The following is a 26,991-nucleotide window of genomic DNA, read 5'->3' on the forward strand; positions in this document are numbered from 1 at the left end:
TGAACCATGACTTTCATGCCCCAGAGCCAGAACACCGTTGATCCCGTCAAGCTGGAGAAGCTCGCGGAAGTCGCCGTCAAGGTCGGTTTGCAGCTGCAGAAGGGCCAGGACCTGGTGATCACCGCGCCTGTTGTGGCGCTGCCGCTTGTGCGCCTCATCACCAAACACGCCTATCAGGCCGGCGCCGGGCTGGTGAGCACCTTCTACTCCGACGAGGAAACGACGCTGGCGCGCTTCCAATATGGCAGCGACGAGAGCTTCGACCGCGCCTCCGACTGGCTCTACGAGGGCATGGCCAAGGCCTATGCCAACGGAGCGGCCCGTCTGGCGGTCGCCGGCGACAATCCGATGCTGCTTTCCGAACAGGATGCCGGCAAGGTTGGCCGCGCCAATCGCGCCACATCAACCGCCTATAAGCCGGCGCTGGAAAAGATCTCGAATTTCGACATCAACTGGAACATCGTCTCCTATCCCAACCCTTCCTGGGCCAAGGTGGTCTTCCCCGACGACCCGGAGCCGATCGCGATCGCCAAGCTCGCCAAGGCGATCTTTGCCGCCTCGCGTGTCGATGTCAGCGACCCCGTCGCCGCCTGGGCGGAGCACAATGCCAATCTCGCCAAGCGCTCGGCCTGGCTGAACGGCGAGCGTTTTGCCTCGCTGCATTTCAAGGGGCCGGGGACCGATCTGACAGTCGGCCTTGCCGATGGGCATGAATGGCACGGCGGCGCCTCCACCGCCAAGAACGGCATTACCTGCAATCCAAATATTCCGACCGAAGAAGTGTTCACCACGCCGCATGCATTACGGGTCGAAGGTCATGTCTCGAGCACCAAACCGCTGTCGCACCAGGGCACGCTGATCGACAATATCCAGGTGCGCTTCGAAGGTGGGCGGATCGTCGAAGCTAAGGCGACACGCGGCGAAGAAGTCTTGAACAAGGTGCTCGATACCGACGAGGGTGCGCGCCGGCTCGGCGAAGTGGCGCTCGTGCCGCATTCCTCGCCGATCTCGGCGAGCGGCATCCTGTTCTACAACACGCTGTTTGACGAAAACGCCTCGTGCCACATCGCGCTCGGCCAGTGCTACTCCAAGTGCTTCCTGAACGGCGCGACCCTGAGCCAGGAGCAGATCAAGGCGCAGGGCGGCAATTCCAGCCTGATCCACATCGACTGGATGATCGGGTCCGACAAGGTCGATATCGACGGCATCACACCGGACGGCTCGCGGGTTCCGGTGATGCGGCAGGGCGAATGGGCCTGAGCGGCATCATCGTGCGCTGACTGAGCCAGACGCTGGCGAGCACCATAGCGAAGCCGGCGATCTGCGCCGGCGTCAGACTCTGGCCGAGCGCCAGCCAGCCGAGCAGGGTCGCGACGACGGGGCTGAGAAAGCCGAGCGATGCTGCGGCCGAGGGCTCGATGCGCGACAGGCCGCGAAACCACAGCAGATAGGTGAAGGCCGCGCCGATGAGGCCAAGATAGGCGATGCCCAGAATATTGGCCGTCGTCGGCATGGGAAGCCCCGGCTCCAGCACGAAAGCGACGGGCACGAGCAGGATGCCGCCCGCCGTCAACTGCCAAGAAGTGAAAATCAGGCTGGAAACGGGCGGCTGCCAATGGCGGCTCAGCACCGTGCCGAAGGCCATGGAGACTGCGCCGGCGAGACCGGCAGCGACGCCAACAGGATCGAGCGCGGCATTCGGCGTCAGCACCAGCAACGCCACCCCCGACATGCCGATCAGGCCGGCGACAACGGCGAGAAACCGGATCGGCTTGCCGAGGAAAAGGCGCGACAAGGCGATGACGATCAGCGGCTGCACGGCGCCGACGGTGGCCGCCACGCCACCCGGCAGCCGATAGGCCGAAACGAAGAGCATCGCCCAGAAGAACGAGAAGTTCAGCGCGCCGAGAGTGAAGGCGCGGCCCCACCAGACACCCGTCGGCAGCCTGCGGACGATGAGCAGCAGAAGCAGGCCCGCCGGCAGGGCGCGCAGCATCGCAACAGTCAGCGGATAGCCCTGCGGCAGGAAGGATGTCGTGACGAAATAGGTGCTGCCCCAGATGGCCGGAGCGACGGCGGTGATCAGCACGTCGGCGAAATATCGCGAATTTGTCTTCATATCAAGAATCTCTATATCAAGATAAATTCAACATAGCGCAATTTATCTTGACGTCAAGATGTCTACTGCTATCCATATGGCATGAGTGAACAGAAGCAAGATCATGTCGACCGGATCCTGGCGCAATGGCGGCGCGAGCGGCCGGACCTCGACGTCGAACCGATGGGCATTCTCGGGCGCCTGAAGCGCCTCGGCACCCATCTCGGCCGCGAAGTCGAGGCCGTGCTCATGCAGCACGGACTTTCCACCTCTGCTTTCGACGTGCTGGCCACACTTCGCCGCTCCGGCGCACCCCATCGGCTTTCGCCGGGCGAGCTCCTGGAAATGACGATGGTCAGCTCCGGCACAATGACGAACCGGATCGACCAGTTGGAGAAGGCGGGCCTGGTCGAGCGCATCGTCAATCCGCAGGATCGGCGCAGCGTGCTGATCGCGCTGACCAAAAAGGGGCTTGCGACCGTCGAAGAGGCGGTCGGCGCCCATGTCGCCAATCAGCAGCGGCTGACGCGCAACCTGACGGCCGGGGACAGGGCCGAGTTTGACCGGCTGCTGAAGAAATTCCTCGCGGATTTCGAATAGTCAAATGGCGGCGAGCGCCTTGCGGACACGCTCCAGATGCGCCTTGCGCCTGGCTTCCGTGGCCCGGTCCATGTCATGCAGGCTCAGCATGCGGAAGACGAGCTTTTTCGAACAGAAGCTGGCGATACCGCGCTTCAGCAGGCGGCGGACGGGATTGCCCATATAGAAATGCACCAGCCACCAGGGCGAGCCCGTCGTCGTCAGCGCATAGAGCAGCCTGATATTGGTGAGCTCCGGCACGATCCGGCCACCGGCGGCATCATGCGTGAAGGCCACACCTGGCGCGAAGACGCGGTCGAAGAAGCCTTTCAGGATGGCTGGGAAATTGAACCACCACTGCGGAAAGACGAGGACGAGACCATCGGCCGCCTTCAGCCGGGCAACCATATCGGCCACATCAGAGGTGCCGTAGGGCACATCGAAGTAAGCACGGCGCTCGGCTTCGGAGAGGCGTGGATCGAAATTCTGAGCGTAGAGATCGACGAGGTCGACGGCATGGCCGGAGGCTTCCAAGGCTTCGCGAGCCGTGCGCGCCACCGAGGCGGCGAAACTTTCCGGCAGCGGATGGGCAAGCACCAGCAGGATCCGCATCGTTAGAACAGGCTTCCCTGCTTCGTCGGCTCCGCCGATTTTGTGCTGCGCTTCTTGGCGCCGCCAGGCGGGGTGCCGCCTTCCGTGGTCATAGCGCCGACACGGCCGTCGGCGAATTCGATCGCGATGCCCATGCCGGCGGGGAGTGCGGCCGCTTGCGAGACCGGCCTGTTGTCCTCATCGCGAATGACGGCGTAGCCGCGCTTCAGCACGTTCTTGTAGGAGAGCGACTGCAGCACGCGGTCCTGCGCCGAGAGCTCGGCGCGGGCGCGCGTCAGCTGGTGGCGGATCGCCGTATCGGCGTGGCGGGAAAGATTGCCGAGACGCTCGCGGGAGCGGTCGGTTTGCGCTTTCAACCGTGCCGGCAGCGAAGCAAGGATCGCCTCGGCGCGCTCGACGCGCGATGCCGAGCGGTCGATCAGCCGCTCGACCATGCGCTCGGCCCGCACCATCCGCTCGTTCAACATCTGGCGGCGCTCGGCAATGCGGCCGGAAAGAAGGTCTGGGCGCAGGTGCGCGACGACGCGCTCGAAGCCGCGGTGCTTGTTGATGGTGTTGAGCTCCAGCCCGCGGCCGAGGCTCGCCGCCGCCTCGTCGAAGCGGCGGCGCGGTAAGGCGAGAAGCTGGTCGAGCGAGGGAAATGCCCGCATCAGGCTACGGACGGACTGGCGGCGCTGATCCATCTGCCGGTTCATGCAGCCCTGCAGGCGGGCGGCAAGCGCCGCAGCCTGCGCCTCGAGCTCCGCTTTGACGGGCACGGCCATTTCCGCCGCCCCGGTCGGCGTCGGAGCGCGGACATCGGCGGCATAGTCGATCAGCGTCCAGTCGGTCTCGTGGCCGACGGCCGAGATCAGCGGTATGCGGCTTTCGGCAGCAGCGCGCACGACGATCTCGTCGTTGAAACTCCAGAGATCTTCCAGGCTGCCGCCGCCGCGTGCGACGATCAGCACATCCGGGCGGCGGATGGCGCCGGCGGGCTCCAGCGCATTGAAGCCGCGGATGGCGTTCGCCACCTCCTCGCCGGATCCCTCGCCCTGGACCTTCACCGGCCAGACGAGAACATGCACGGGAAAACGGTCGGAGATCCGGTGCAGGATATCGCGGATGACGGCGCCGGTCGGCGAGGTGACGACGCCGATCACATGCGGCATGAAGGGCAGCCGCTTCTTGCGAGCGGCATCGAACAAGCCCTCGGCGCCGAGCCTGCGTTTGCGCTCCTCGATCAGCGCCATCAGCGCGCCGGCCCCTGCCGGCTCCAGCGTCTCGATGACGATCTGATATTTCGAGGAGCCCGGAAAAGTGGTGACCTTGCCGGTGGCGATCACTTCCATGCCCTCTTCCGGGCGGAATTTCAGCCGCGAAAAGGTGGTCTTCCAGATGACGGCGTCGATGCGGGCGCGATCGTCCTTCAGCGCGAAATAGGCATGACCCGAGGAATGCGGCCCACGATAGCCTGATATTTCGCCGCGCACGCGAACCTGGTCGAAAGCGGTTTCGACGGTGCGCTTGATTGAGCCGGAAAGCTCCGAAACCGAATATTCGGCAAGGTTGGTCGGCGAATCGCTGTCGAAGAGGTTGCTCATCCCTCCTTTCTATTTCCATTGGCGGGAAACGGGAAGGTCGCGACCGCCGGAGAGACCCGTTTTCCCGACCGCTGAACCGTTGGCGTGGCAGAGTCGCCGCCGTCCATCAAGATTCATGCCCCAGGCATTGAGTGCATGCGGCCGTTGCAGCAGCAAGAATGACAAGAAAAACGGGAAAATTCGTTTCGCCGGGGAACGCATGGATAAAAAGCGCGTTTTACCCGAAAGGGATTGCTAACCACCGCAATACAAAGGATTTTCAGCCCAGAGAGCCGGTAAATCTTTGTTAGTTGGCGCTTCCTATGCTTCCCCTCGTTCTCTCTGGGAAGGTGCTGAAATGATTATTCTCACAGCAGCAGCATTGGGCATCAGCGCCGGGTTAATGCGCTCGGCCGCCGGCATCGCGTTGGTGGCCGCGCTGATCGGAATGAGCTTCACGCTGGCGGCGATAACCTCGCCCGGACCGGTGTCACTTCTGGCGCTTGTTTATGCCATTCTCGGCTACAATGGTGGTCTTATCCTCTTCGTGCTCGGGCTTTATGCCAGCGACCGCCTGCGGGCCGTCCGCACGTCTCACTGACGTCAGCGCAACATCAGGCTGTCGGCGTCAATTCGCCGTCGGCCGGTAACGGAAGAACTGGACGCCCGTATCCGGCACCTTCGCCAGCGGTTCCAGATAGGGCGGAATATTGCCCTTGCCGAGTTCGGCGTAGAGCCCATCCGGCTTCAGTTTGGCGAGTTCGCGCGTCTGCAGGTCCTTCGGGCAGAAGGCAAGCGTCGTGACACCGGCCCCCTTCAGGAAGGCTTCCGCCTCCTGCGGCTTTGCCAGGCCGATATGCATTTCTGTCAGCATGCCGCCCTGATCGCGATGATAGGGGGCGGAGAGAACCCGATTCTGCGTGAAGCGGAGGATCGGCACACCCATTTCCGATGGCGCGGAGACCAGGCCGGGCGGGAGTTCGGCAAGCGATGCCAGCGCCTCTTTCGATGTGCAGGAAAGCGCCTTTGTCGGCTCCGCCGCCTTCTGCGCATCGTTCTCCATCTGCATTGAAACAAGCCCGCCGCCGACGGCCCAGACCGCCGGAACGCTTGCGAGAACACTCATCACGTAGACGAAGGCAACGGCGACATTCTCGCTGTCGCTGTTGGAAATGCGCCTGACATCGATGATCAGCAGGGCGAGCGGCAGGATCGAAAGCAGGTTCGAGAAAGTAGCGCCGCGCACCTGGACCAGCGCGATCGCCCAGCTCGTGGCGAGCAGAAAGAGCAGGACCAGGTGGATCTGCACGCGGTCGCGCCGAATGATGCGAAAGATGCAGACGGCAATGCCGAAGAGACCTGCCGCATAGAAAGCGCCGACCGAGGTGGGATCGGTGCGCGCCAGCGCCAGGAGCGATTGGGCTTCCGAAATATGCCGCAGCCAGAGTTCGACCAGCATCGGATCGAGACTGCCCAACGGATCGCTCAGGCATTGCGGTGCGATGACGATCGCCGCACCGAAAACGCCGGCGCCGACAAAGGCGAGTGCGGCAAAGCGCAAGGGCCGACGCAAGCCGCTCGCGAAAACGGCCGAAAACAACAGGAGGCCGCTGCCGATCGCCGCCAGACTGTAATAGCCGAGCGAGAGATTGTCGCAGGTGACCATCGAATAGAGCCGGGGCGGCACCGTTGCGAAGAAAAGAATGTTGATCGCAATCGTCAGCGACAGCCCGAAGGCCCGGGCGGGGATGGCGAAATTCTCGCCTTCCCATGCCCAGAGCAGGGCGACCGTGAGGCAGACGACAGCGACGAAAGGGGTGGTCTCGGCGCCGATGGCGATGGCGACAGCCGCCGCAATACCGGCGACCGCGTAGCTCCAACCGCGACGCGCGGGATCCATGAGCATCGCCACCATCGTCGCGACCAGCGCCAGCTGCGCATTGTGATGATCGATGGCGCCAGGGGCGAAGCGGTTTCCGATGTAGATCGCCGGAGCGGTGAGACCGAGAGCGATATGCATGCCGGCAACCCCGCCGATCCGCCGGCCCGCCACGCCCATGGCGAGCATGGCAGGAAAGATGAGTGATACGGGCCATACGGCGAGCGCCAGCGCCTCGGCGGTTTCACGCGGCGCAAACAGCCCGAAAAACCGGATCAGCGAAGCGATCGGCAGATCGATCAGCCTCGACCAATGCATCAGCGTACCGCCGGCAAGGCCGAGACGATATTGCATCAGATCGAACCAGCCTTGGCCGGCAAGAAAATCGCGAACCTCGACGAGACGCATGCCGTCGTCATTGTCGGGACCAACATAATCGGTGGCGCCGGAGAATTTGGTAACAAGGATAACGGCGGCGAGGATAACACTATAGGCAATGACAGCCGGCCAGAGACGCGTCATGAGGCCCCCGAGCCGGCTCCTGCGGGCGGCGGTCACGGCGGATGCATCAGCGATCGGCTGCACGGCGTTCATCGTGGTTAGCGCTTCGTTTCCAGATGGCCGAACCTTAGCGGGCGCCGATCAAGAAAGTGTAAAGCCGTCCGCGACCGCAGCCGATTTTGCCTGCGTCATAGCGTCTTATTAACGCTGCGTGATTTAGGCTGGTAACGGCTTTTCAGTGTAACGAGTAGAGTCATGGCCCGAACGCTTACCGATCACCCGGACATTGCCGTCCTGCTTCCCTGCTACAACGAAGCTGCGACGATCGGCGCTGTGGTGCAGGGCTTCCGGGCGACGCTGCCGGATGCGGCGATCCACGTCTACGACAATAATTCCACCGACGGCACCGCGCTGCAGGCGATGCTGGCCGGAGCGCATGTCGTGCGCGAGCGGCGGCAAGGCAAGGGACACGTCGTGCGCCGCATGTTCGCCGACATCGAGGCAGACATCTACATCATCGCCGACGGCGACGGAACCTATGCACCCGGCGATGCCGAGGAACTGGTGCGGACGCTTCTCACCGAGCGTGCCGACATGGTTGTGGGAACCCGGCGCGGCGTGCACGACGATGCCGGCCGTCAGGGCCATGCGCTTGGCAACCGGTTTTTCAATCTGCTCTACCGGACGATCTTCGGCCCCGACTTCACCGATATCTTTTCCGGCTACCGCGCTTTCTCGCGCCGCTTCGTCAAGAGCTTCCCGGCGGTATCCGGCGGCTTCGAGATCGAAACCGAGATGTCGGTGCATGCCTCCCGACTGAAACTGCCGGTGAGCGAACTGGAACTCGACTATGGCCGCCGCCCGGAAGGCTCGCACTCCAAGCTTTCGACGTTCCGCGACGGCGGAAAAATCCTCTGGATGTTCGCAATGCTGATGAAGGAGACCCGGCCCTTCGCCTTCTTCAGCGCGATCAGCGCCGTCTTCATGCTGACGAGCCTCGGCTTCATGACGCCGGTGCTGGCGGAGTATTTCGACACGGGCCTCGTCAGCCGCATGCCGACCTGGGTGCTGTCGATGGCGCTGATGATGATCTCCTTCATGCTTTTTACGGCCGGCGTCATCCTGGATTCGGTGGCCCGGGCCCGGGCCGAGCAGCTTCGCATCCATTATATGAGCCTGGAGACCCCAAGTGCGGCCAAACTGCTTGATCGCGAGCCAGCGTCGGCGTCGCGCCGGGGCCGCGGCAAGGCGGATGCCGCGTGAAGAAGCTCATCCGTTTTGCGATTGCCGGCGGCATCGGCTTTCTCGTCGACGCAGGTGTGCTGTCGGCGCTACTCGATCTGACGTCGCTCGGCCCCTTCGTGGCGCGGCTCATCGCAATCGCCCTCGCAATGGCGTCAACCTGGGTCTTCAACCGGAACTTCACATTCGATCGCTCGGGGCGCTCGCTCGCCGTGGAAGGCTTCCGCTACGGCTCGGTCGGCGTGACGGCGGCGCTCGTCAATTACGGGCTTTATTCGGCACTGCTGCTTTCGCTGCCGGGGCTTCAGCCGCTTGCGGCGATGGTGGTCGCCAGTATCGCCGCAATGGTCTTCAGCTTCTTCGGCTATTCGCGCTTCGTCTTCCGCGCGTGATTATCAAACCGCCTCCCAGCCGTCCTTTTCGCTCGCGCGATAGATCGCATCGATGACCTTCTGGTTCAGCTTCGAATTTTCCAGCGTAACGATCTCTTTCTTGCCGTGCTCTACCGCCCGAGCGAAAGCCTCGACCTCGCGCCTGTACTGGCGGCTGTCCTGGAAGCGGAAGATGCGCGATTCATTGTGGCTGCGATCAGCCAGTTCGATCTCTTCCGGCCCCCAGCGATTGGCGTTGAAGGGCGACTTGACCTCGATATAGCCTTCGGTGCCGTGGAAGACCATGACCTGCCGGTTGGCCATCTGTGTCGAGACATAGAAGCTCAGCTCGAAATCGCCGAAATCGGCCTTGACGCTCGAATAGATATCGGTGCCGAAGTCCGGATCGCGCTCGGTAATAGCCTGGATCCGGAGCGGCTCCTTGCCGGTGGCAAAGCGCGTGCTCATGACGGGGTAGACGCCGATATCGGGAAGGCCGCCACCGCCCAGCTCGGGAATGTTGCGCATATTGGAGGCATCGCGATTGAAATAGGTGAAGGCGCCCTGCACATGCCGGAGCGAGCCGATCGCGCCCTCATCGATCAGCGAGCGCACCTTCTGCCAGACCGGCGAATAGGTGATCATATAGGCTTCCGTGACCATCACCTTATTGCGGTCGCGGGCAGCGATCACCGCGTCGATATCGCTGGCCTTCAGGGCCAGCGGCTTTTCGCAGAGCACATGCTTGCCGGCATCGGCTGATTTGATCGACCATTCGATGTGCTGCGACGTCGGCAGCGGGATATAGACGGCATCGATGACGTCGGAGGCCAGCATCTCCTCGTAAGAGCCGAAGGCATGCGGCACGGAGAAGCGATCGGCCATCTCCCTTGCCCGCCCCAGATCACGGCTGGCAATCGCCGTGACGACGCAATTTTCCGCGTCCTGGATGGCGGGCACGACATTGTCGCGGCCGATCTTCGCCGTTGAAATGATACCGAAACGCAGCATGTGCGAGCCTCCCAAAACCAATGTCGCGCACCATATTCAGGCCTCCGCCGCGACGCAATGGCGCGATATGAAATTGCGGAAGTCGGGTTTGCCTGGTGCCGGGATCGCGCTAACTTGGCCAGACGGCGTTCTGCCGTATCCGCGATTCAATACAGCCTTTTATATTTCACCCATTTTGGAGAGCCCTATGGAAATGCGCCGGCTTGGGAAAACAGGCCTTTCGGTCGCGCCGATCGTGATCGGCGGCAATGTCTTCGGCTGGACGGCCGACGAGAAAACATCCTTCGCCATTCTCGACGCCTTTTTCGATGCCGGGCTCAACACGATCGATACGGCGGACGTCTATTCCGCATGGGTTCCCGGCAACAAGGGCGGCGATTCCGAGGAGATCATCGGACGCTGGCTGAAACAGGCGCGGATCGCCCGCGACAAGGCCGTCATCGTCACCAAGGTGGGCTCGGATATGGGCCAGGGAAAGACGCTCAAGGAGAGCTACATTCTGGCGGCAGTCGAGGCGTCGCTGCGCCGGCTGCAGACCGACTATATCGATCTCTATCTCTCCCATTGGCCGGATGCCGACACGCCGCACGAGGAAACGCTCGGCGCCTTTGCGAAGCTGAAACAGCAGGGCAAGATCCGCGCCATCGGCTGCTCGAACTATGATGCCGATCTGCTCCAGGCGTCCTTCGACGCAGCCGAGAAAGCCGGCCTGCCGCGATACGAGGTGCTGCAGCCGGAGTATAATCTTTACCAACGCGCCAGCTTCGAAGGGCCGCTTGCCGATCTCTGCGTCCGTCAGAATATCGGCGTCATCACCTATTTCGGCCTCGCCGCTGGCTTCCTCACCGGGAAATACCGCAGCAAGGCCGACACGCAGGGACGGGCGCGCGAAGGCCGTGTTTCGCAATATCTCGACGAAAAGGGCCTGCGCATTCTCGCCGCGCTCGACAAGGTGTCTGCCGAGACCGGCGCCAAGCCGGCGGAAATCTCGCTTGCCTGGCTGTTGCGCAAGAAGGGCGTGACGGCGCCGATCGCCAGCGCGACCAGCCTGTTACAGCTCGAAAGCCTCGTGAAGTCGGCGACACTTTCCCTTTCCAAGGATGCAATGGCGCTGCTCGACGAAGCCGGCGCTGAAAGAACAGAGCCATGACCGCAACGATACGTGATGCCCGCCCCGAGGACGAAGCCCGCTGGCGCGAACTCTGGGCCGCCTATCTCGCCTTTTACGAGGTGACCGTCGATGCCGATATCACCGACCAGACATGGCGCCGGGTCTTCGATCCGGCCTCGGCAATCGCGATGCGCGTCGCCGAGATCGACGGCAGGATCATGGGCTTTGCTCTTTTCCTGACGCATGAGGGCACCTGGATCCGCGGAAAGGACTGCTATCTCGAAGACCTCTTCATCGATTCCGATGCGCGCGGCAGGGGCGTCGGCCGGGCGCTGCTGGACGATCTCGTCGCGCTCTGCAAGGCGAAGGGTTGGTCGCGGCTCTATTGGCATACGAGCGAGCAGAACAAGACGGCCCGCGCGCTCTACGACAGCTATGTCGAAAGCGACGGCCACATCCGTTATCGCATCAGTTTCTGAGTGGGGGAAATCCTTCGTAGAAAACGGCGTGGTCACCCTCCCAGTTCGCCATGCCCGGCTTGGTCAGGATGCCGCGCGGTCTGACATAGCTCTGGATCACTCGCTTCGGCCGTTCGTGCCACTGGATGTTGAAAGCCCAGAGCTTCGGAAAGAAACAGAGCGAGGCGTAGGGCAGGTGGTCGTGGATCCACCAGGCGAGCCGCTGCCAGTCGCTTACATCGCGATAGCGGTCGATCACCCACGGCACGGCAATGCAGACGGCGGCGCCCATGCAGCCATCGAAGTCCCTGAGATCCCAGATGTGATGCGCAGCCGTGGCGGCATTGGTGGAACAGTTCAGATTGTTCGCGTTGCCGAAGCGGTTGACTTCGGGCGAGCGGTAGCCGGAGCGGACGTGCAGACGCCCGAACGTCGCTTCCAGCGGCTCCAGCAGTTCCTCGCAAAGTCTTTTGCCGGCTTCGATCGCCAGATCGGGATCCTCGGGGATATTGGGAATCCGGTAGAAATCGGCGATTTCCGAATGCAGGAAATCGCGGAAGAAGAAGTTTTGCGACAGCCGCACGCGGCCGAGATCCTCCAGACCTTTCATCGAACCCGGCTTTCGCATGATCTCTTCTTCCTCCACGTCAACAGCCGGGATGATTGCCCGGCGCGGTTTTCCAGTCCACCCGAAATCGATCGGGAACAAATTGCGCGATCTTCGCTTCTTAGTGTGTCGCCGCATTCGCGGCCTTTCCCAAAACAAGGATCGAGAAAATGGCCAAGGAAAAGACGTTGGAAGATCTCTTCTACGACACGCTCAAGGACATCTACTTTGCCGAGCGGCAGATATTGCGCGCTCTGCCGAAGATGGCGCGCGCCGCCCAGTCCTCCGAACTGAAGGCGGGCTTCCAGAAGCATCTCGAGGAAACCGAGGCCCAGGTCGAGCGCCTGCAGCAGGTTTTTGAAAAGATCGGCAAGCGCGCCCAGGGCAAGACCTGCGAAGCGATCCAGGGCATTATCGCCGAGGGCGAAGAGATCATGGAAGAATTCAAGGGCACGCCGGCGCTGGATGCCGGTCTGATTTCGGCCGCGCAGTCCGTCGAACACTATGAAATCGCCCGTTACGGTACGCTGAAAACCTGGGCTGCAACGCTCGGCCTCAAGGATGTCGTCAGCCTGCTCGATCAGACGCTGCAGGAAGAGACGGCCACCGACAAGAAACTCTCGCAGCTCGCCACCACCGCGGCGAACCAAAAGGCGAAGGCCGCCTGACTTATATGAGAAGGGTGGCCGTCATTCCTACCGGCCGCCCTTGTCCGTCTCCGCATATTTGAAGAAGTCTATGAAGGCGCGCAGCGCCGGCCGCATCTGCCGCCGGCTTGGATAGTAGACGAATGGGCCGGGATAGGGCGCGCACCAATCCTCCAGCACCCGCACCAGTCTGCCGGCTGCCAGTTCCGCATGCACCCGCATGTCGAAGAGATAGGCGAGGCCGGCACCGTTGAGCGCCGCAAGCAGGGCCAGCCGGTCTTCGCTGACAATAAGCGGTCCATCGACTGCAACGATCAGTTCCTGCCCGTCCTTTTCGAATTCCCAGCGATAGATGGAGCCGTTGGTGAAGCGCCGTTTGATGCAGCGGTGATGGACAAGATCGCGCGGATGCTCCGGCTTCGGATAGCGCTCGAAATAGTCCGGCGAGGCCGCGATGACGGTCGTCAGCTTGGGCGAGATCCTGACGGCGATCATATCGGCCTCGAGGCTCTCCTCCAGCCGGATGCCGGCGTCGAAACCTTCCCTGACAATATCGGTGAAACCGTCCTCATTGGCGATCTCCAGAGTGATGTCGGGGTAGAGATTGAGAAAATCGCCGAGGCGCGGGGCGAGCAAAATATCGGAGGCGAAGCGCGGCGCTGTAATGCGCAGATTTCCCGCGGGCTTGCCGCGCGTATCTCTGACGGCCTCCAAGGCAACATCGATCTCCTCCAGCGCCGGGCGGAGCCTTTCGAGGAGCAGGCGACCCTCCTCCGTCGGCGCGACGCTGCGGGTGGTGCGCGCCAGAAGTCTGACGCCCAGGCTTTCCTCAAGACTCGAGATCGCATGGCTGATGGCCGACGGCGCGACGAGAAGTTCCTTGGCCGCTGCACGAAAACTGCGATGCTCGGAAACGGCGGCGAGAACGGCGAGTTGCGAGAGCTGAGTTCTGTTCATTGATCGAAATGATAGAACAGGCTGTTAGAAACTGCATGCATTTTCTGATCGATGCCCCGCCGATATCATCTGCCCGTACCGCAACGATATCCTCAGCGGTTCACAATCAGCTCAGAACAAGGAGCGCATTATGAAAACCCGGAAACTCGGAAACGATCTCACCGTCTCAGCCGTCGGCCTTGGCTGCATGGGCATGAGCTTTGCCTATGGCGCCAGCGATGAAGCTGAATCGATCCGGACGCTCAATCGCGCCGTTGATCTCGGCGTCACCTTCTTCGACACTGCCGAAGTCTACGGTCCTTTCACCAACGAGGTCCTCCTCGGAAAGGCGCTGAAGCCGTTTCGCGACCGCGTGGTGATCGCCACCAAATTCGGCTTCAAGATCGATACCAGTAAAGCGGGCGCTGCCGCCATCGCCGGCGTCGACAGCCGCCCCGAACATGTCAGGGCGGTTGCCGAGGCTTCGCTGAAACGTCTCGGCATCGAGACTATCGACCTGCTCTACCAGCACCGGGTCGATCCCAACGTGCCGATCGAGGAGACGGTCGGCGTCATGGCCGAGCTGGTGATGGAAGGCAAAGTCCGAGCGCTCGGCCTCTCGGAAGCCGGGAGCGCCACAATCCGCCGGGCGCACGCGGTCCATCCGATCGCAGCGCTGCAGAGTGAATATTCGCTCTGGACCCGCGATCCCGAAGAGGATGTGCTTGCCACCTGCCGCGAACTCGGCATCGGCTTCGTGCCTTACAGCCCGCTCGGCCGCGGCTTACTGACAGGAGCGATCCGCAAGGCCGACGACCTTGCCGCCGACGATTTCCGCCGGCAGGTGCCGCGTTTCCAGGCTGAAAATTTTGACGCCAATGCGGCGCTTGTCGCAACGCTCGAAAAGCTTGCGGCTGCAAAAGGCGTGACGGCGGCGCAGCTGGCACTGGCCTGGGTGCTGAACCAGGGCGACGACATCGTGCCGATCCCCGGCGCACGCAAGTTACACCACCTCGAACAGAACGTTGCCGCCGCCGATATCGTGCTCAGCGCCGAGGAACTCGATCAGCTCGGTGAAGCGATCCCCGCGGCGCAGGTGGCCGGCAAGCGCTATTCGGATGCCTCGCTTGCCATGACGAACATTTGAGGCGGACAAGCCCGGCAGTTGCGACCGGCCGGGCTTGCCTTCGCGGCCGGCGAAACTATCTAACGCCATCTCGGAGAACGGGATGGAAACATGTCGGACAGGCAGGCAGTCGAACAGACGGTTCATCTCTATGTCGAAGGCATGGCCTTCGCCAATGCGGCGGCCTTGAAGAAGGCCTTCCACCCGAAAAGCTCCATCGTCGGCTATTACCAGAATGCCGTCGAATGGCTGACGCGGGACGAATTCATCGCCGCGATCCTGGCCGAGGAGCCGGCCCCGCCCGGCACGCAGCCTTTTATGGACATCCAGAACGTCGATGTCGAAGGCGACGCTGCAAGCGTGAAGGTAACCGACGATTTCGCCGGAATGCGCTTCACCGACTATCTTTCGCTGCTGAAGATCGAAGGCCGATGGGTGATCGTCAGCAAACTCTATCATCTGCACACATGAAAAGACCGGCCGCTTGCGCGACCGGTCCACTCTATCTTCGGCAGATGAGGCTCAGCTTCTGAGGACGCCGCCGGTGAATTTCGTGACGCTGGCGACGATCTTCTGCGTCAGCGCCTCGAAATCCTCGTCCGTCAGCGTCCGATCGACCGGCTGGATCTGAACCTCGATCGCCACCGACTTCTTGCCCTCGCCGACCGATGCGCCCTCGAAAATGTCGAAGACGTTGATGCCGGTGATGAGCTTACGGTCGGCGCCGGTCGCAGCCTTGACGATCGCGCCTGATTCCACCGTCTTGTCGACGACGAAGGCGAAGTCGCGCTTGACGGCCTGGAAAGGCGACAGATCGAGCGCCGGCTTGGTGCGGGTCGCCTTCTTCTTCGGCTCCGCCATGGCATCGAGATAGACTTCGAAGCCGCAGAGAGCGCCGGAGACGTCAAGGGCTTCCAGCGTCAACGGATGGAATTCGCCGAAATAGCCGAGCACGATCTTCGGCCCCATCTTGATCGTGCCGGAGCGGCCGGGATGAAACCATTCGGGGCCGCTCTGCTCGATCTGGATGTTGCCCATCGGCAGGCCACAGGCTTCGATGACGGCAAGCGCATCGGCCTTGGCGTCGAAGACGTCGACCGGCTTGCCGCCGCCCTTGGCGACGTTCGACCACATGCGGCCGGCGCCGGCGAGCGAGGCCGTGCCGCGGCGGATGCCGCCGGCGACGCGGCGCTGGCCTTCCGGCCGGTCGTTTTCATAGGTGCCGGAGACCTCGAAGATGGCGACGTCGGAATAACCTTTATCGGCATTGCGCTGAGCCGCGGTCAACAGACCCGGCAGCAAAGACGGACGCATGTCCGACATTTCGGCGGCGATCGGGTTGGCAAGTTTGAGGGCTGGCGAACCGCCGCCGAAGAGCTTTGCCTGATCTTCTGGAATGAAGGACCAGGTGACCGCCTCGAGCATGCCGCGCGCGGCCAGCGCCCGCTTGGCCGCACGGGTGCGGATCTGCAGAGTCGTCAGAATCCTGCCATTGACGGCGGCATGGCTTTCGAGCGGCGCCGGCTTGATATTGTCGACGCCATGGATACGCATGACCTCCTCGACAAGATCGGCCTTGCCGTCGACATCCGGGCGCCAGGAGGGAACAGCAACGGAGACGCGCTCGCCGGAACCGGAGACTATGAAGCCGAGACGCGTCAGGATCGTGTTGCTTTCCTCATTCGAGACGTCGAGGCCGGTCAGGCGCTTGACCTCCGAATAGGGGAAATCGACGACCTTCGGATCGTACCCGTGATAGCCGACAATCTCTGCCCTGGCGGCGGTACCGCCGCAGAGTTCCAGCACCAGTTCCGTCGTGCGTTCGAGACCGGGAACCATATATTCCGGATCCACGCCGCGTTCGAAGCGATAGCGGGCATCGGTAATGATGCCGAGACTGCGGCCGGATTTGGCGATGTTCATCGGATCCCACAGAGCGGATTCGATCAGGACGTCGACGGTATCGTCGTCGCAACCGGAATGTTCGCCGCCCATGATGCCGCCGATCGATTCGATGCCCTCTTCATCTGCTATGACGACATTGTTCGGGCCGAGCTTGTATTCGCGCTGGTCGAGCGCCAGCACGGTCTCCCCTTCCCTCGCCCGGCGGACGGTGAGACTGCCCTTGATCTTGGCGGCGTCGAAGACGTGGATCGGCCGCCCCTGATCGAAGGTCATGTAATTGGTGATATCAACAAGCGCATTGATCGGACGCAGGCCAATGGCGGTGAGCCGCTGCTGCATCCAGCGCGGGCTCGGGCCGTTCCTGACGCCGCGCACGAGACGCAGGGCAAAGCCGGGGCAGAGCCTGGGATCATCGAGATCGAGCGTCAGCTTCACCGGCGTTTCGCCTTCGATGGCGTAGGACGGCGCGGGCCGCGTCTTCAGCGTGCCGAGACCGGAGGCGGCGAGATCACGGGCGATGCCGTGGATCGAGGTGCAGTCCGGCCGGTTCGGCGTCAGGTTGATCTCGATGACGGGATCGTCGAGATGGGCGTAGGCCGCATAGCTCTGGCCGACCGGTGCATCCGCGGGCAGATCGATGATGCCGTCATGATTGTCGGATATCTCAAGCTCCTTTTCGGAGCACATCATTCCGCGGCTTTCGACGCCGCGGATATTGCCGACGGCCAGCGTCACCTCGATGCCGGGAACATAGGTTCCGGGAGCGGCGAAAGCACCGACGAGGCCGGCGCGCGCATTCGGGGCGCCACAGACGACCTGGACCGGCGCGCCGGATCCGGTATCGACCATCAGAACCTTCAGGCGATCGGCCTGCGGATGTTTTTCCGCCGAGACAACCCTCGCGATGACGAAGGGCTTGAACGCCGCCTTGTCGTCGACATCTTCGACTTCCAACCCGATCTCGGTGAGGCGGGCGCAGATTTCATCCAGCGTGGCATCCGTTTCGAGATGCTCTTTCAGCCAGGAGAGCGTGAATTTCATCGTCCCAAATCTCCGTTCAAGCGCTGAGGCCGCCGAACAGCGTCGGCATGTCGAGCGGGCGGAAGCCGTAATGCGTCATCCAGCGGACATCGGCATTGAAGAAGTCGCGCAGGTCGGGCATGCCGTATTTCAGCATGGCGATGCGATCGAGGCCCATGCCCCAGGCAAAGCCCTGATATTCGTCCGGATCGAGCCCGCCATAGCGCAGCACGTTCGGGTGGACCATGCCGCAACCGAGGATCTCCATCCAGTCGGTGCCTTCGCCGAATTTTACGATTGGGCCGGAGCGGTCGCACTGGATATCGACCTCGAAGGAGGGCTCGGTGAAGGGGAAGAAGGACGGACGGAAGCGCATCGTCACGCTGTCGACCTCGAAGAAGGTCTTGCAGAATTCTTCCAGCACCCAGCGGATGTTGGCGACATTGGCCTTCTTGTCGATGACCAGGCCTTCGACCTGATGGAACATCGGCGAATGCGTGGCGTCGCTATCCTGGCGGTAGGTCTTGCCGGGAATGATGATGCGGATCGGCGGCTGCTGCGCTTCCATGGTGCGCACCTGCACCGGCGAGGTATGGGTGCGCAGCACCTTGCGCTCACCATTCTCATCCGGATTGAAGAAGAAGGTGTCGTGCATCTCGCGGGCCGGATGGCCTTCGGGAAAATTCAGCGCGGTGAAATTGTAATAATCGGTCTCGATATCGGGGCCTTCGGCGATCGAGAAGCCCATGTCGGCGAAGATCGCGGTGATCTCGTCGACGATCTGGCTGATCGGATGGATGCGGCCGCGCTCGGCCGGCGAGGAGCGCACCGGCAGGCTGACATCGACCGTCTCGGCCTTCAGTCGCGCATTGACCGCCGCAACCTTCAAGACCGACTTGCGCTCGGCAATGGCGTCCGTCACCGCATTCTTCAGGGCGTTGATCGCAGCCCCCCGGGTCTGGCGGTCCTCCGGCGTCATGGCGCCGAGCGTTTTCAGGAGTTCGGAGACGGAGCCCTTCTTGCCAAGCGCGGACACGCGCACGGCTTCCAGGGCTGCCTCGTCATTGGCGGCGGCGATTTCCGCGAGCAGCGATGAGTTGAGCTGGTCGATATCTGACATTGTCACTTCTTTCCGTCCAGTATCAGGCGGGGATCGGGAGGCAGGCGGCGCCGACGGGCGCAAGGAATATAAAGAAAGAAAAACCCGCGCTAGCCCAAACCAGCGCGGGTTTCCCAAAATTCAAAAAAGCGTCAAGCTTGGGAAGCGCTGGTTACCGAACCGCGCCTTCAAACTCGTTCGCCGTGCCGGTTTCCTTGAGATATTCAAGGGCCTTCTTGGCGGCAGCCACCAGAGCGCCGAATGCTTCCGGCTCGTGGATCGCCATGTCGGAGAGAACCTTGCGGTCGACTTCGATGCCGGCCTTGTTCAGGCCGTCGATGAAGCGGCCATAGGTCAGGCCGAATTCGCGGACGGCAGCGTTGATGCGCTGGATCCAGAGCGCACGGAAGTTGCGCTTGTTGACCTTGCGGTCGCGGTAGGCGTACTGCTTCGAACGATCGACAGCAGCCTTGGCGGTCCGGATGGTGTTCTTGCGGCGGCCGTAAAAACCCTTCGCGGCCTTCAGAACCTTCTTATGCTTGGCGTGGGCGGTGACGCCTCTTTTTACACGTGCCATATCATGATCTCCTTAATCTAACGCGTTACCGGAATAGTCTCAGAGACCGTTCGGCAGATAGTTCTTCACGACCTTGCGGCCATCGGGTTCTGCGAGAACCATCGTGCCGCGTGCATCGCGAATGAACTTGTTCGTGCGCTTGATCATGCCATGGCGTTTGCCAGCAGCAGCCGCCTTGACCTTGCCGGATGCGGTGATCTTGAACCGCTTCTTGGCGGCGGACTTCGTCTTCATCTTGGGCATTTTGCTACTCCTTCTGTCCTCCCTGCGCGCTTCATCAAAAAGCCCTCCATGCGAAGTCCGGTTCTCCGGTCGTCGCAACAAGGTGCGGGAGCGTTTGTTGTTGATCTGCGGCGTCGGCGACGAACCGTTCCGCAAGCATTCGAAAACTGCCACGGCATGCCCTGCCGGTCAGTTCGGACGCGCGCTTATAACCGCAGCCTCACGAAAGTGCAACGGGGGCGCGGAGGAATCTTCGGCTATGCTTGTCGCCCGGAAGTGTGCGGCGGTTCCGGGATAACGACATGCATAAAACAAAGGCCGAAGATACGGTAGCCGAAAGCACGAAAGCCGCCCTTGCGGACGGCCTTGGGCAAAAAGTGTCTGGCGCTTACTTCGGCGCCAGCACCATCATCATCTGGCGGCCTTCGAGCTTGGGCTCGGCTTCTACCTTGGCGATCTCGGTCGTATCGGCCTTGACCTGCTGCAGAAGCTTCATGCCGAGTTCCTGGTGGGCCATCTCACGGCCGCGGAATTTCAGCGTCACCTTGACCTTGTCGCCCTCGTCGAAGAAGCGGCCCATCGCCTTCATCTTCACCTCATAATCATGGGTGTCGATGTTCGGGCGCATCTTGATTTCTTTGACTTCGACGATCTTCTGCTTCTTGCGCGCCTCGGCAGCCTTCTTCTGGTTGGCATATTTCAGCTTGCCCAGATCGAGGATCTTGCACACCGGCGGTTCGGCATTGGGGGAAATTTCGACAAGATCGAGGCCGGCTTCTTCCGCCATTCTCAAGGCCTGGTCGGTAGGCACGACGCCCATATTCTGTCCGTCAGCCGCGATCAGCTGAATTTTGGGAATGCGGATTTCACGGTTCGAGCGCGGTCCGTCCTTCACGGGCGCATCGGTCTTAAAAGGTCTGCGAATGGTCGTATTCTCCTCGCGTTGTTTCGGAACGTTGCAGCGGCGCACGCTCAATCAGGGTGCACAAACCTATCTCGTTATCGCTGCAACGGAGTCAATATCATCCTTTAGCGGAAAAATCACCAGCTGTCAGCCTGCCAAGAATCTGTTTTATAGGCCGAAACAACAGGAGGTTTCGCCGATGTCCGATCAGATCAGCAATGCCCTACCGCAGTTCCTGACTGTCGGCGAAGGCGAGGCGGCACGGGAAATCGCCATGCTCCTGCGTCCGGCGCAGGCCGGCAATGCTGCCCCATCGCTCGTTTGGCTATCCGGCTACCGTTCCGACATGAGCGGCACCAAGGCGGCGGAGATCGATGGGCTGGCGGCCGAACTCGGTGTCGCCTGCATCCGCCTCGACTATTCCGGCCACGGGCTTTCCGGCGGCAGTTTTCGCGACGGCACGATCTCGCGCTGGCTGGAGGAAGCGCTTGCCGTCATCCGCCATGTTGCGCCCGAGCGCATCATTCTCGTCGGCTCGTCGATGGGAGGCTGGATTGCGCTCCGGCTGGCGCAGGAACTCGCAGGGCAAGGTGGTCCGAAGCTCGCCGGCATGGTGCTGATTGCCCCGGCGCCCGATTTCACCTCCGAACTGATCGAGCCGAACCTTAAGGCCAGGGAGCGCAAGTCGCTCGCGGAGCGCGGTTATTTCGAAGAGCGGTCGCAATACAGCCCGGAACCGAATATTTATACGCGGGCACTGATCGAGGACGGGCGCAGGAACCGGGTGCTCGACGGCATGATCGAGACGGGCTGCCCGGTGCATATCCTCCAGGGCATGAAGGATCCCGACGTGCCGCATGCGCACGCGATGAAGCTTCTGGAGCACCTTCCCGCCGACGACGTGGTGCTGACCTTCATCCGCGACGGCGACCACCGCCTTTCCCGCCCCGGCGATATCGCCCTTCTGCTCGGCGCCGTCAAAGGCATCATCCTCGCATCCGCGAATGGGCGATAATTTCCCGAAGCCGGCCGCGAATCTTGTTGCATTTTAACCATGTCGGCGAGTCGCAAGGCTCTCCCAAGAAGTAACGATTGACTCTTCTCGGCCCTCTCCATTAACAATTTGTTAATAATTAAGGGGCGATCGAGGAAAGAGCGGGCGTGCGATTCAAAGGTATTTTTGTGGCCATGATGGCCGTTTTTGCGATGGCGCCTGCCGCCATCCCAGCTCCAAGCAGAAATGCTTCCATGGTAACAGGCAATGCCACCTCCCAACCGATCGGCCATTACGATTTCTGTCAGATCCACAGCAGTGAATGCGGCGCAAACCGCAACGCGGGGCCGGTCGAGATGACGCCGGCGAAGTGGTCGCTGGTCCGTTCGGTCAACGCCACGGTCAACAGCACGATCAAGCCGATGACCGACAAGGAAATCTACGGCAAGGACGAGGTCTGGGCCTATCCGACGACTGCCGGCGACTGCGAGGATTTCGCGCTCTTGAAGCGCCGCATGCTGATTCAGCGCGGCTTTTCGGCCGCCGACCTGCTGATGACCGTCGTGCGCAAGCCCGACGGTGAAGGCCATGCCGTGCTGACGCTGCGCACCGCCGGGGGCGATTTCGTGCTCGACAATCTCGCTGCCGACGTGAAGCCCTGGTTTGCGACGGCCTATACTTTCGTCAAGCGCCAGTCGAGCTACAACGCCGGCCGCTGGGTCACCATCGAGAACGGCCGCGACCTTCTGGTCGGCGCTCTTCGCTAAGCATTTCGAGGGGATGCGGGGGAAAAGGCCGGCGAAAGCCGGCCTTTTGCTTTTTGGGGAGATTGGAGAGGCGTCGCCAATACCTTTCGCGGCCTCAAGGTATTCGTCGCTGGCGCTCCTCGCCCCTCATCTGGCCTGACGAGCAGTGAGGAGTGAGGATGATAGAAGCGAATCCACTGAGCGTGAGCGAGGGGCAAGAATGCCGGCACGCCCTCTCTCCAGCCTCATCCTGATGTGCGTAGCCCATAGGGCGAAGCCTCGAAGGACGGGGCTGGCCACCGGTCCCGGCAGATGCTGATGAGCGGCGTTCAGCCACCCGCCCTAGTGGTTCGAGACGGCCCTGCTGGCCTCCTCACCATGAGGGCTGATCGTGGTGCGTGCCGCCTGAGATGGGGTGTTAATATGCCGCACCGTTTCCCGGCCCTTCGCTTGAGCTCAGGGCGTTCGTCGCTGCAATCGATTCACTGGATCGATTGCTCGGCTTCGCCGACCGCTCCTCACCCATTCCCAATCAAAATACCGGCGGCGAGGACCAGACTGCCGCCGAGCACCACCTGGAAGGCGGCACGCAGGAAGGGGGTTTCCATGTAGCGGTTTTGGATGAAGGCGATTGCCCAGAGTTCGAAGAAGACGATGATGGCGGCGGTGATCGTCGCCGTCCAGAAATGCGGTATCAGATAGGGCAGCGCATGGCCGAGGCCGCCGAGCGCAGTCATGATGCCGCAGGCAAGGCCACGTTTGACCGGCGAGCCCCTGCCGGAGATCTTGCCGTCGTCATGGGCGGCTTCGGTGAAGCCCATCGAAATGCCGGCGCCGACCGAAGCCGAAAGACCGACGAGGAAGGTCTGCCATGTGTCCTGGGTGGCGAAGGCGGCGGCAAAGATCGGCGCCAGCGTCGAGACCGAGCCGTCCATCAAGCCGGCAAGGCCCGGCTGCACATAGGTCAGCACGAATTGCCTGTGCGCCGTCTCGTCCTCGTCATGCCTGACATCCTCTGGCGTGTGCGTGTCGCCCAGCATGCGGGCAATATCCTCGTGTCCCTGCTCGGCGAGCGCGAGGTCGCCGAGCAGTTCACGCGTCGAGGCGTCGGTGGTGCGCTTTGCCGCTTCGACATAAAAACGATAGGCCTGCTCCTCCATCGCCTCGGTTTCCTGTCGCATCGCGTCGAGTGACAGGTTGGCTCTCAGCCAGTCCGGCTTGCGCTCGTAAAAACCCTGCACATGCTCGCGCCGAATCAGTGGAATACGCTCGCCGAAACGCTGACGATGGATTTCGAACAGCGATTTGCGGTGCGTGTCCTCGACCTCGGCCATATCTTCAAAGACCTTGGCCGAAGCCGGAAATTCAGGGCGCAGCCTATCGGCATAGGCGAGATAGATGCGGGCGTCGTCTTCCTCCGAGGCAATCGCAAGTGCGAGAATCTCCTGCTCGGAGAGCGAGTCAAAGGATCGTTTCGGCGACCTGAAAAAACGCGCCAGCATAAACTTCTCCAACAATTTAGAATAGTTCTAAACCTAAGGAAGGAAGCGATGGTGGTCAAGTGGCGGGGGCGGACCGGCTGACAGATTGCCGCAATCCGCATGAGCGGCTTTGGTTCGCTGAGGTAAAGACCTATATGGAGGCTGCCGCATCATGCGGCGCCGGGGTTTATGATGAACAATGACATTCAAGGCCGCCCTGCCCATGTCGCGGCGATCCGCGAAAAGGCGGAGGCCGAGATGCGGGCGATGGGGGTCGACGAGGCCTTTATCGGCAGGCTGGTCGAGACTTTCTACGGGCGCGTGCTGGAGCATCCCGATCTCGGGCCGGTGTTCGATGCGCGGCTTTCCGGGCGCTGGCCGGAGCATCTGGAGAAGATGAAGAGCTTCTGGTCGGCCGTCGCCTTCCGCAGCGGCGCCTATGGCGGCAAGCCGGTGCAGGCGCATACGGGTGTTCAGAACCTGACGCCCGATCTTTTTCCGAAGTGGCTGTCGCTGTTTGCCGCAACGCTCGACGATGTCGCTCCCTCGCCGGAAGCCAAGGCCTGGTTCATGGCGACCGCCGAGCGGATCGCCAAAAGCCTGACGCTGTCGCTGTTCTACAATCCCGCTCTCGACGATCCCGCGAAAAAGGTGGGCTGATCACTATCTTGCGGCAAAAGTCGCTCCGGCACTTGCGGCAACCACCAAGGCAGTTCCGGCCATCTGCAGCAGCGTCATCGGCTGCGCCAGAATGACGAAACCCGCGAGTGCCGCAATGGCCGGCTCGAGGCTCATGAGAATGCCGAAGGAGGCTGTCGGCATACGCCGCAGGGCAATCAGTTCTAGCGTGTAGGGGAGCAGCGGCACAAGAATGGCAAGGCCCGCCATTTCAACCAGGCCGTAAGCATCGAGCTTCGGCATGGCGCCGGCGAAGCCGAAGGGTGTGGCGACAAGAGCAGCGACCATTAGCGATATGGACAGCCCCTCCAGCCCCTTGAAGCTCGCGCCGATCTTTTTTGTCAGGACGATATAGATCGCCCATCCGGTTCCCGCGCCGAGCGCAAAGAGAATGCCCCCGATATCGCCCACCCAGCCTTCACCGTCATGGGCGAGGGCCAGAACGCCAAGTGCTGCAATGAGCGGCCAGAGGAGACGCCGGCTGAGGCCATAGCCGATGGTCGCAACCGACAGCGGGCCGAGAAAATCGATCGCCACGGCAAGACCGAGCGGAATGCGCTCGATCGCCGCGAAGAAGCTCATGGTCATCAGCGCCGTCGTCGCGCCGAGAACCAGCGCGCTCGTCCATTGCGCCCTGTTGCAGCTGACGACGCGCGGTCGCACGACGACGGCGAGAATGATGGCCGCAAAAGCCAGGCGCAGCCAGCTGGCGCCGGCCGGTCCATATGCGGCGATGGCGGAAGATGATAGTGCAGCGCCAAACTGGATCGACGACATGGATAGGAGGCACATCAGCCCGCCGGCCGCCACCCCGCCGAATGCTGTTGACGCCTCTGCGGTCAGCGCGCCCGCGCCGGCATTTGCTCTTTCTTCCATATCCGCCTCCAATTGTGAGCTGTTCTTACGAAGGCGGCTTGCGAGCGACAAATTCAAACTTCTGATCCGGCCAGCAAAAGGCCTTATGCAAGATCAGAGACGGCCGGCCAGAATGAGCTCTTCGGCATCCTCAAAACTCATGTCGAACACCTTCCTGCCGATGTCGAAGCTGAAGCCGTTGCGGGCGAAGGCCGAAAGCTCTTTGGCCTTTCGCTTGTCATCAAGCTCGACGCGGCGGAAGGGGCCGAAGGCGCGTTTGCGGGCGAAGATCGTCGCGGCATAGAGATCGTCAGCCTGCTCGAGGGCGGCCTCGACCTTATCGCCAGCGACGCCCTTGGCCGCAAGTTTCCGGGCGATGGCGCGCTTCGATTTGCCGCCGCGCAGCTGGGAACGCGTGCTGATCTCGGCATAGGCGCCATCATCGAGAGCCTTGTTGTCATAGGCGAACCTGACGGCGAAATCGGCAAGGGCTTTGAGTTGCGCCGCGCCGATATCCTCGAACTTTTCTTTCGCCTTGCGGGTAATGGCATCAAACAGCTGCTTTTCGGTCATCATCCGCCGCTCCAAGCGATAAATGGCGGAGTTGCGCGCCCAGCTCAGCATGCGTGGTGTCGGTGTATCGGAGGAAACAGTCTCGTCGGTCATATCAAGCGATCAGGCTTCCAGGCCCTTGAGGACATTGGCGACGTTGAGGCCGATCTCCGGCACGCCGTAACCGCCTTCCATGCAGGTGACGGCGGGCAAGCCGGCGGCGGAGATCATCTCTCCCATGCGCATGAAATCTTCGGATTTCAGCTGGAAGAAGGAAATCGGGTCGCGCTCGAAAGTATCGACGCCGAGCGCCACGACGATCGCCTCGGCGCCGAAGGCCTTGATGCGTGCGAGCGCGTCGGTAAGCGCCGAAGACCAGACCTGCCAAGGCGTGTGGGGCGGCATCGGATAGTTGCGGTTGGCACTGGCGCCCTCCCCCTCCCCTTCCTCGTCGGCATGGCCGAGGAAATAGGGGAAAGCGTGCATGGGATCGCCATGCAGCGAGGCGGTGAAAACATCGCCTCTGTGATAGAAGAGATCCTGCGTGCCGTTGCCGTGATGGAAATCGACATCGAGCACGGCGACCTTCTTCGCACCGTGATCGATGAGCCGCTGGGCCGCGACGCCTGCATTGTTGATGAAGCAATAGCCGCCGAAGAGATCGATGCCGGCATGATGGCCAGGCGGCCGGCAAAGCGCAAAGGCGAAACGGTTGCCGGCATTCAGCCAATCCGCGGCTGTGATGGCGCAACGCATCGAGGCGATCGCCGCTTCGTAGGAGCCCTTGGTGATGGAGGTGTCGGCGGCATTGGCGTAATGGCCGATCGCGCCGACGATATTGTCGGGCACGCGCTGGCTGGTGCGGCGGACCGGGAAGGAATTGGCGATCGCCTCGCCTTCGAAGCCGGCCGTGACCCAGCGATCCCAGGCGGTGGCGAGAAAATCGAGATAGGCGGGATCATGCACCTTTCGGGCCGTATCCAGCCCATGCGCATCCGGCGCCACGACATCCCGGAAACCGGCTTCAGTGACCGCCGTCAGGATCCACTCGGCGCGAAACGGCGCCTCGAAGGGCGTCACCAGCTGGCCGGCATAGAGCTCGGTCCTGGCATCGCGCAGCTTGTGGTCTTCGGAATAGATGACGCGCATTTCGGATTCGTCCTTGATTGAAACTCCAGACTTACATGCGTCGGCCGCGACAAAAAAGCCGGCGCGGCG

The 26,991-nt window shown here is 62.0% G+C and carries 29 protein-coding genes; 13 read left to right on the forward strand and 16 right to left on the reverse strand.

What is annotated here, in order from left to right; translation table 11 throughout:
• Nucleotides 1-6: 6 nt before the first annotated feature.
• On the forward strand, nt 7-1,260 hold the full coding sequence (locus tag B5E41_RS01535) for an aminopeptidase (RefSeq protein WP_088390499.1): 1,254 nt from the start codon (nt 7-9) through the stop codon (nt 1,258-1,260).
• Here B5E41_RS01535 and B5E41_RS01540 read toward each other — a convergent pair.
• Nucleotides 1,208-2,119: an EamA family transporter gene (locus tag B5E41_RS01540; protein ID WP_020920166.1), complete on the reverse strand. Its 912-nt coding sequence runs from the start codon at nt 2,117-2,119 to the stop codon at nt 1,208-1,210. The genes B5E41_RS01535 and B5E41_RS01540 overlap by 53 nt on opposite strands.
• A gap of 81 nt (nt 2,120-2,200) precedes the next feature.
• On the opposite strand from B5E41_RS01540, the gene B5E41_RS01545 reads away from it, so the two are divergent.
• Nucleotides 2,201-2,698, forward strand: coding sequence for a MarR family winged helix-turn-helix transcriptional regulator (locus B5E41_RS01545; RefSeq protein WP_020920165.1), 498 nt, complete (start codon nt 2,201-2,203; stop codon nt 2,696-2,698).
• On the opposite strand, the gene B5E41_RS01550 is transcribed toward B5E41_RS01545, so the two are convergent.
• Both B5E41_RS01550 and xseA read right to left on the reverse strand, forming a co-directional pair.
• Complete coding sequence (locus tag B5E41_RS01550; RefSeq protein ID WP_020920164.1) at nt 2,699-3,289, reverse strand: NAD(P)H-dependent oxidoreductase; 591 nt, start codon at nt 3,287-3,289, stop codon at nt 2,699-2,701.
• A 2-nt stretch (nt 3,290-3,291) separates the two neighbouring features.
• Entirely contained in the window at nt 3,292-4,872 is a 1,581-nt protein-coding gene (xseA, locus tag B5E41_RS01555) for an exodeoxyribonuclease VII large subunit (protein ID WP_088390501.1), read from the reverse strand.
• A gap of 337 nt (nt 4,873-5,209) precedes the next feature.
• Here xseA and B5E41_RS01560 point away from each other — a divergent pair, with 337 nt between their 5' ends.
• Nucleotides 5,210-5,452, forward strand: coding sequence for a hypothetical protein (locus tag B5E41_RS01560; protein WP_020920162.1), 243 nt, complete (start codon nt 5,210-5,212; stop codon nt 5,450-5,452).
• Between the two features lie 27 nt (nt 5,453-5,479).
• Here the strand turns inward: B5E41_RS01560 and B5E41_RS01565 are convergent, their stop codons facing one another.
• Nucleotides 5,480-7,324 (reverse strand): hypothetical protein, encoded by a 1,845-nt coding sequence (locus tag B5E41_RS01565; RefSeq protein ID WP_088390503.1) that lies wholly within the window; start codon nt 7,322-7,324, stop codon nt 5,480-5,482.
• A 162-nt stretch (nt 7,325-7,486) separates the two neighbouring features.
• On the opposite strand from B5E41_RS01565, the gene B5E41_RS01570 reads away from it, so the two are divergent.
• A complete protein-coding gene (locus B5E41_RS01570; protein WP_088390505.1) occupies nt 7,487-8,494 on the forward strand; it encodes a glycosyltransferase in 1,008 nt (335 codons plus the stop codon).
• Nucleotides 8,491-8,865 (forward strand): GtrA family protein, encoded by a 375-nt coding sequence (locus B5E41_RS01575; RefSeq protein ID WP_085857845.1) that lies wholly within the window; start codon nt 8,491-8,493, stop codon nt 8,863-8,865. Before B5E41_RS01570 ends, B5E41_RS01575 begins: the two co-directional genes overlap by 4 nt.
• A gap of 3 nt (nt 8,866-8,868) precedes the next feature.
• On the opposite strand, the gene B5E41_RS01580 is transcribed toward B5E41_RS01575, so the two are convergent.
• On the reverse strand, nt 8,869-9,855 hold the full coding sequence (locus B5E41_RS01580) for a Gfo/Idh/MocA family protein (protein WP_088390507.1): 987 nt from the start codon (nt 9,853-9,855) through the stop codon (nt 8,869-8,871).
• 187 nt (nt 9,856-10,042) lie between these two features.
• Between B5E41_RS01580 and B5E41_RS01585 the strand changes: the two genes are divergently transcribed.
• Nucleotides 10,043-11,005, forward strand: a complete 963-nt coding sequence (locus tag B5E41_RS01585; protein ID WP_088390509.1) for an aldo/keto reductase — start codon at nt 10,043-10,045, stop codon at nt 11,003-11,005.
• Entirely contained in the window at nt 11,002-11,445 is a 444-nt protein-coding gene (locus B5E41_RS01590) for a GNAT family N-acetyltransferase (RefSeq protein WP_088390511.1), read from the forward strand. Before B5E41_RS01585 ends, B5E41_RS01590 begins: the two co-directional genes overlap by 4 nt.
• Here B5E41_RS01590 and B5E41_RS01595 read toward each other — a convergent pair.
• Nucleotides 11,435-12,052, reverse strand: a complete 618-nt coding sequence (locus tag B5E41_RS01595; RefSeq protein WP_245303046.1) for a hypothetical protein — start codon at nt 12,050-12,052, stop codon at nt 11,435-11,437. The two genes, B5E41_RS01590 and B5E41_RS01595, sit on opposite strands and share 11 nt — an antisense overlap.
• 149 nt (nt 12,053-12,201) lie before the next feature.
• On the opposite strand from B5E41_RS01595, the gene B5E41_RS01600 reads away from it, so the two are divergent.
• The gene (locus B5E41_RS01600) at nt 12,202-12,699 is read left to right on the forward strand and encodes a YciE/YciF ferroxidase family protein (RefSeq protein WP_011423653.1); all 498 of its coding nucleotides are present in this window, start codon (nt 12,202-12,204) and stop codon (nt 12,697-12,699) included.
• A 27-nt stretch (nt 12,700-12,726) separates the two neighbouring features.
• On the opposite strand, the gene B5E41_RS01605 is transcribed toward B5E41_RS01600, so the two are convergent.
• The gene (locus B5E41_RS01605; RefSeq protein ID WP_088390513.1) at nt 12,727-13,635 is read right to left on the reverse strand and encodes a LysR family transcriptional regulator; all 909 of its coding nucleotides are present in this window, start codon (nt 13,633-13,635) and stop codon (nt 12,727-12,729) included.
• Nucleotides 13,636-13,765: 130 nt separating this feature from the next.
• Between B5E41_RS01605 and B5E41_RS01610 the strand changes: the two genes are divergently transcribed.
• On the forward strand, nt 13,766-14,761 hold the full coding sequence (locus tag B5E41_RS01610; RefSeq protein ID WP_088390515.1) for an aldo/keto reductase: 996 nt from the start codon (nt 13,766-13,768) through the stop codon (nt 14,759-14,761).
• Nucleotides 14,762-14,851: 90 nt separating this feature from the next.
• Nucleotides 14,852-15,211 carry a nuclear transport factor 2 family protein gene (locus B5E41_RS01615; protein ID WP_088390517.1) on the forward strand — a complete coding sequence of 120 codons (360 nt, stop codon included), beginning with the start codon at nt 14,852-14,854 and terminating at the stop codon, nt 15,209-15,211.
• 51 nt (nt 15,212-15,262) lie between these two features.
• Here the strand turns inward: B5E41_RS01615 and pheT are convergent, their stop codons facing one another.
• From pheT to infC, 5 genes are all read right to left on the reverse strand, one after another.
• A complete protein-coding gene (gene pheT, locus B5E41_RS01620; protein WP_088390519.1) occupies nt 15,263-17,686 on the reverse strand; it encodes a phenylalanine--tRNA ligase subunit beta in 2,424 nt (807 codons plus the stop codon).
• Between the two features lie 16 nt (nt 17,687-17,702).
• Nucleotides 17,703-18,785: a phenylalanine--tRNA ligase subunit alpha gene (pheS, locus tag B5E41_RS01625; RefSeq protein WP_088390521.1), complete on the reverse strand. Its 1,083-nt coding sequence runs from the start codon at nt 18,783-18,785 to the stop codon at nt 17,703-17,705.
• A 151-nt stretch (nt 18,786-18,936) separates the two neighbouring features.
• Nucleotides 18,937-19,341 (reverse strand): 50S ribosomal protein L20, encoded by a 405-nt coding sequence (gene rplT, locus B5E41_RS01630; RefSeq protein ID WP_064809305.1) that lies wholly within the window; start codon nt 19,339-19,341, stop codon nt 18,937-18,939.
• 39 nt (nt 19,342-19,380) lie between these two features.
• Complete coding sequence (gene rpmI / locus B5E41_RS01635; RefSeq protein ID WP_011423646.1) at nt 19,381-19,584, reverse strand: 50S ribosomal protein L35; 204 nt, start codon at nt 19,582-19,584, stop codon at nt 19,381-19,383.
• 367 nt (nt 19,585-19,951) lie between these two features.
• Complete coding sequence (infC, locus tag B5E41_RS01645; RefSeq protein ID WP_082240342.1) at nt 19,952-20,488, reverse strand: translation initiation factor IF-3; 537 nt, start codon at nt 20,486-20,488, stop codon at nt 19,952-19,954.
• Nucleotides 20,489-20,666: 178 nt separating this feature from the next.
• Between infC and B5E41_RS01650 the strand changes: the two genes are divergently transcribed.
• Together B5E41_RS01650 and B5E41_RS01655 are read left to right on the forward strand one after the other, a co-directional pair.
• Nucleotides 20,667-21,482 carry an alpha/beta hydrolase gene (locus B5E41_RS01650; RefSeq protein WP_088390523.1) on the forward strand — a complete coding sequence of 272 codons (816 nt, stop codon included), beginning with the start codon at nt 20,667-20,669 and terminating at the stop codon, nt 21,480-21,482.
• 146 nt (nt 21,483-21,628) lie between these two features.
• Nucleotides 21,629-22,228 carry a transglutaminase-like cysteine peptidase gene (locus tag B5E41_RS01655; protein ID WP_041678522.1) on the forward strand — a complete coding sequence of 200 codons (600 nt, stop codon included), beginning with the start codon at nt 21,629-21,631 and terminating at the stop codon, nt 22,226-22,228.
• A gap of 497 nt (nt 22,229-22,725) precedes the next feature.
• Here the strand turns inward: B5E41_RS01655 and mbfA are convergent, their stop codons facing one another.
• Complete coding sequence (mbfA, locus tag B5E41_RS01660) at nt 22,726-23,709, reverse strand: iron exporter MbfA (protein ID WP_088390525.1); 984 nt, start codon at nt 23,707-23,709, stop codon at nt 22,726-22,728.
• Nucleotides 23,710-23,880: 171 nt separating this feature from the next.
• On the opposite strand from mbfA, the gene B5E41_RS01665 reads away from it, so the two are divergent.
• Nucleotides 23,881-24,348, forward strand: a complete 468-nt coding sequence (locus B5E41_RS01665) for a group III truncated hemoglobin (RefSeq protein ID WP_088390762.1) — start codon at nt 23,881-23,883, stop codon at nt 24,346-24,348.
• A gap of 3 nt (nt 24,349-24,351) precedes the next feature.
• On the opposite strand, the gene B5E41_RS01670 is transcribed toward B5E41_RS01665, so the two are convergent.
• The 3 genes from B5E41_RS01670 to B5E41_RS01680 form a co-directional block, all read right to left on the reverse strand.
• Nucleotides 24,352-25,242, reverse strand: a complete 891-nt coding sequence (locus B5E41_RS01670) for an EamA family transporter (RefSeq protein WP_088390527.1) — start codon at nt 25,240-25,242, stop codon at nt 24,352-24,354.
• A gap of 93 nt (nt 25,243-25,335) precedes the next feature.
• Complete coding sequence (gene recX, locus B5E41_RS01675) at nt 25,336-25,887, reverse strand: recombination regulator RecX (protein WP_088390529.1); 552 nt, start codon at nt 25,885-25,887, stop codon at nt 25,336-25,338.
• A 9-nt stretch (nt 25,888-25,896) separates the two neighbouring features.
• Nucleotides 25,897-26,922, reverse strand: a complete 1,026-nt coding sequence (locus B5E41_RS01680; RefSeq protein ID WP_088390531.1) for a histone deacetylase family protein — start codon at nt 26,920-26,922, stop codon at nt 25,897-25,899.
• Nucleotides 26,923-26,991 lie beyond the last annotated feature (69 nt).

It is taken from the genome of Rhizobium esperanzae, assembly GCF_002204185.1.
In the GTDB taxonomy this organism is placed as follows: domain Bacteria; phylum Pseudomonadota; class Alphaproteobacteria; order Rhizobiales; family Rhizobiaceae; genus Rhizobium; species Rhizobium esperanzae.

Coding starts and splice junctions, on each gene's coding strand:
- B5E41_RS01535 (WP_088390499.1), top strand. CDS start 7: ATGACTTTCATGCCCCAGAGCCAGAACACCGTTGATCCCGTCAAGCTG.
- B5E41_RS01540 (WP_020920166.1), bottom strand. CDS start 2,119: ATGAAGACAAATTCGCGATATTTCGCCGACGTGCTGATCACCGCCGTC.
- B5E41_RS01545 (WP_020920165.1), top strand. CDS start 2,201: ATGAGTGAACAGAAGCAAGATCATGTCGACCGGATCCTGGCGCAATGG.
- B5E41_RS01550 (WP_020920164.1), bottom strand. CDS start 3,289: ATGCGGATCCTGCTGGTGCTTGCCCATCCGCTGCCGGAAAGTTTCGCC.
- xseA (WP_088390501.1), bottom strand. CDS start 4,872: ATGAGCAACCTCTTCGACAGCGATTCGCCGACCAACCTTGCCGAATAT.
- B5E41_RS01560 (WP_020920162.1), top strand. CDS start 5,210: ATGATTATTCTCACAGCAGCAGCATTGGGCATCAGCGCCGGGTTAATG.
- B5E41_RS01565 (WP_088390503.1), bottom strand. CDS start 7,324: ATGAACGCCGTGCAGCCGATCGCTGATGCATCCGCCGTGACCGCCGCC.
- B5E41_RS01570 (WP_088390505.1), top strand. CDS start 7,487: ATGGCCCGAACGCTTACCGATCACCCGGACATTGCCGTCCTGCTTCCC.
- B5E41_RS01580 (WP_088390507.1), bottom strand. CDS start 9,855: ATGCTGCGTTTCGGTATCATTTCAACGGCGAAGATCGGCCGCGACAAT.
- B5E41_RS01585 (WP_088390509.1), top strand. CDS start 10,043: ATGGAAATGCGCCGGCTTGGGAAAACAGGCCTTTCGGTCGCGCCGATC.
- B5E41_RS01590 (WP_088390511.1), top strand. CDS start 11,002: ATGACCGCAACGATACGTGATGCCCGCCCCGAGGACGAAGCCCGCTGG.
- B5E41_RS01595 (WP_245303046.1), bottom strand. CDS start 12,052: ATGCGAAAGCCGGGTTCGATGAAAGGTCTGGAGGATCTCGGCCGCGTG.
- B5E41_RS01600 (WP_011423653.1), top strand. CDS start 12,202: ATGGCCAAGGAAAAGACGTTGGAAGATCTCTTCTACGACACGCTCAAG.
- B5E41_RS01605 (WP_088390513.1), bottom strand. CDS start 13,635: ATGAACAGAACTCAGCTCTCGCAACTCGCCGTTCTCGCCGCCGTTTCC.
- B5E41_RS01610 (WP_088390515.1), top strand. CDS start 13,766: ATGAAAACCCGGAAACTCGGAAACGATCTCACCGTCTCAGCCGTCGGC.
- B5E41_RS01615 (WP_088390517.1), top strand. CDS start 14,852: ATGTCGGACAGGCAGGCAGTCGAACAGACGGTTCATCTCTATGTCGAA.
- pheT (WP_088390519.1), bottom strand. CDS start 17,686: ATGAAATTCACGCTCTCCTGGCTGAAAGAGCATCTCGAAACGGATGCC.
- pheS (WP_088390521.1), bottom strand. CDS start 18,785: ATGTCAGATATCGACCAGCTCAACTCATCGCTGCTCGCGGAAATCGCC.
- rplT (WP_064809305.1), bottom strand. CDS start 19,341: ATGGCACGTGTAAAAAGAGGCGTCACCGCCCACGCCAAGCATAAGAAG.
- rpmI (WP_011423646.1), bottom strand. CDS start 19,584: ATGCCCAAGATGAAGACGAAGTCCGCCGCCAAGAAGCGGTTCAAGATC.
- B5E41_RS01650 (WP_088390523.1), top strand. CDS start 20,667: ATGTCCGATCAGATCAGCAATGCCCTACCGCAGTTCCTGACTGTCGGC.
- mbfA (WP_088390525.1), bottom strand. CDS start 23,709: ATGCTGGCGCGTTTTTTCAGGTCGCCGAAACGATCCTTTGACTCGCTC.
- B5E41_RS01665 (WP_088390762.1), top strand. CDS start 23,881: ATGAACAATGACATTCAAGGCCGCCCTGCCCATGTCGCGGCGATCCGC.
- B5E41_RS01670 (WP_088390527.1), bottom strand. CDS start 25,242: ATGGAAGAAAGAGCAAATGCCGGCGCGGGCGCGCTGACCGCAGAGGCG.
- recX (WP_088390529.1), bottom strand. CDS start 25,887: ATGACCGACGAGACTGTTTCCTCCGATACACCGACACCACGCATGCTG.
- B5E41_RS01680 (WP_088390531.1), bottom strand. CDS start 26,922: ATGCGCGTCATCTATTCCGAAGACCACAAGCTGCGCGATGCCAGGACC.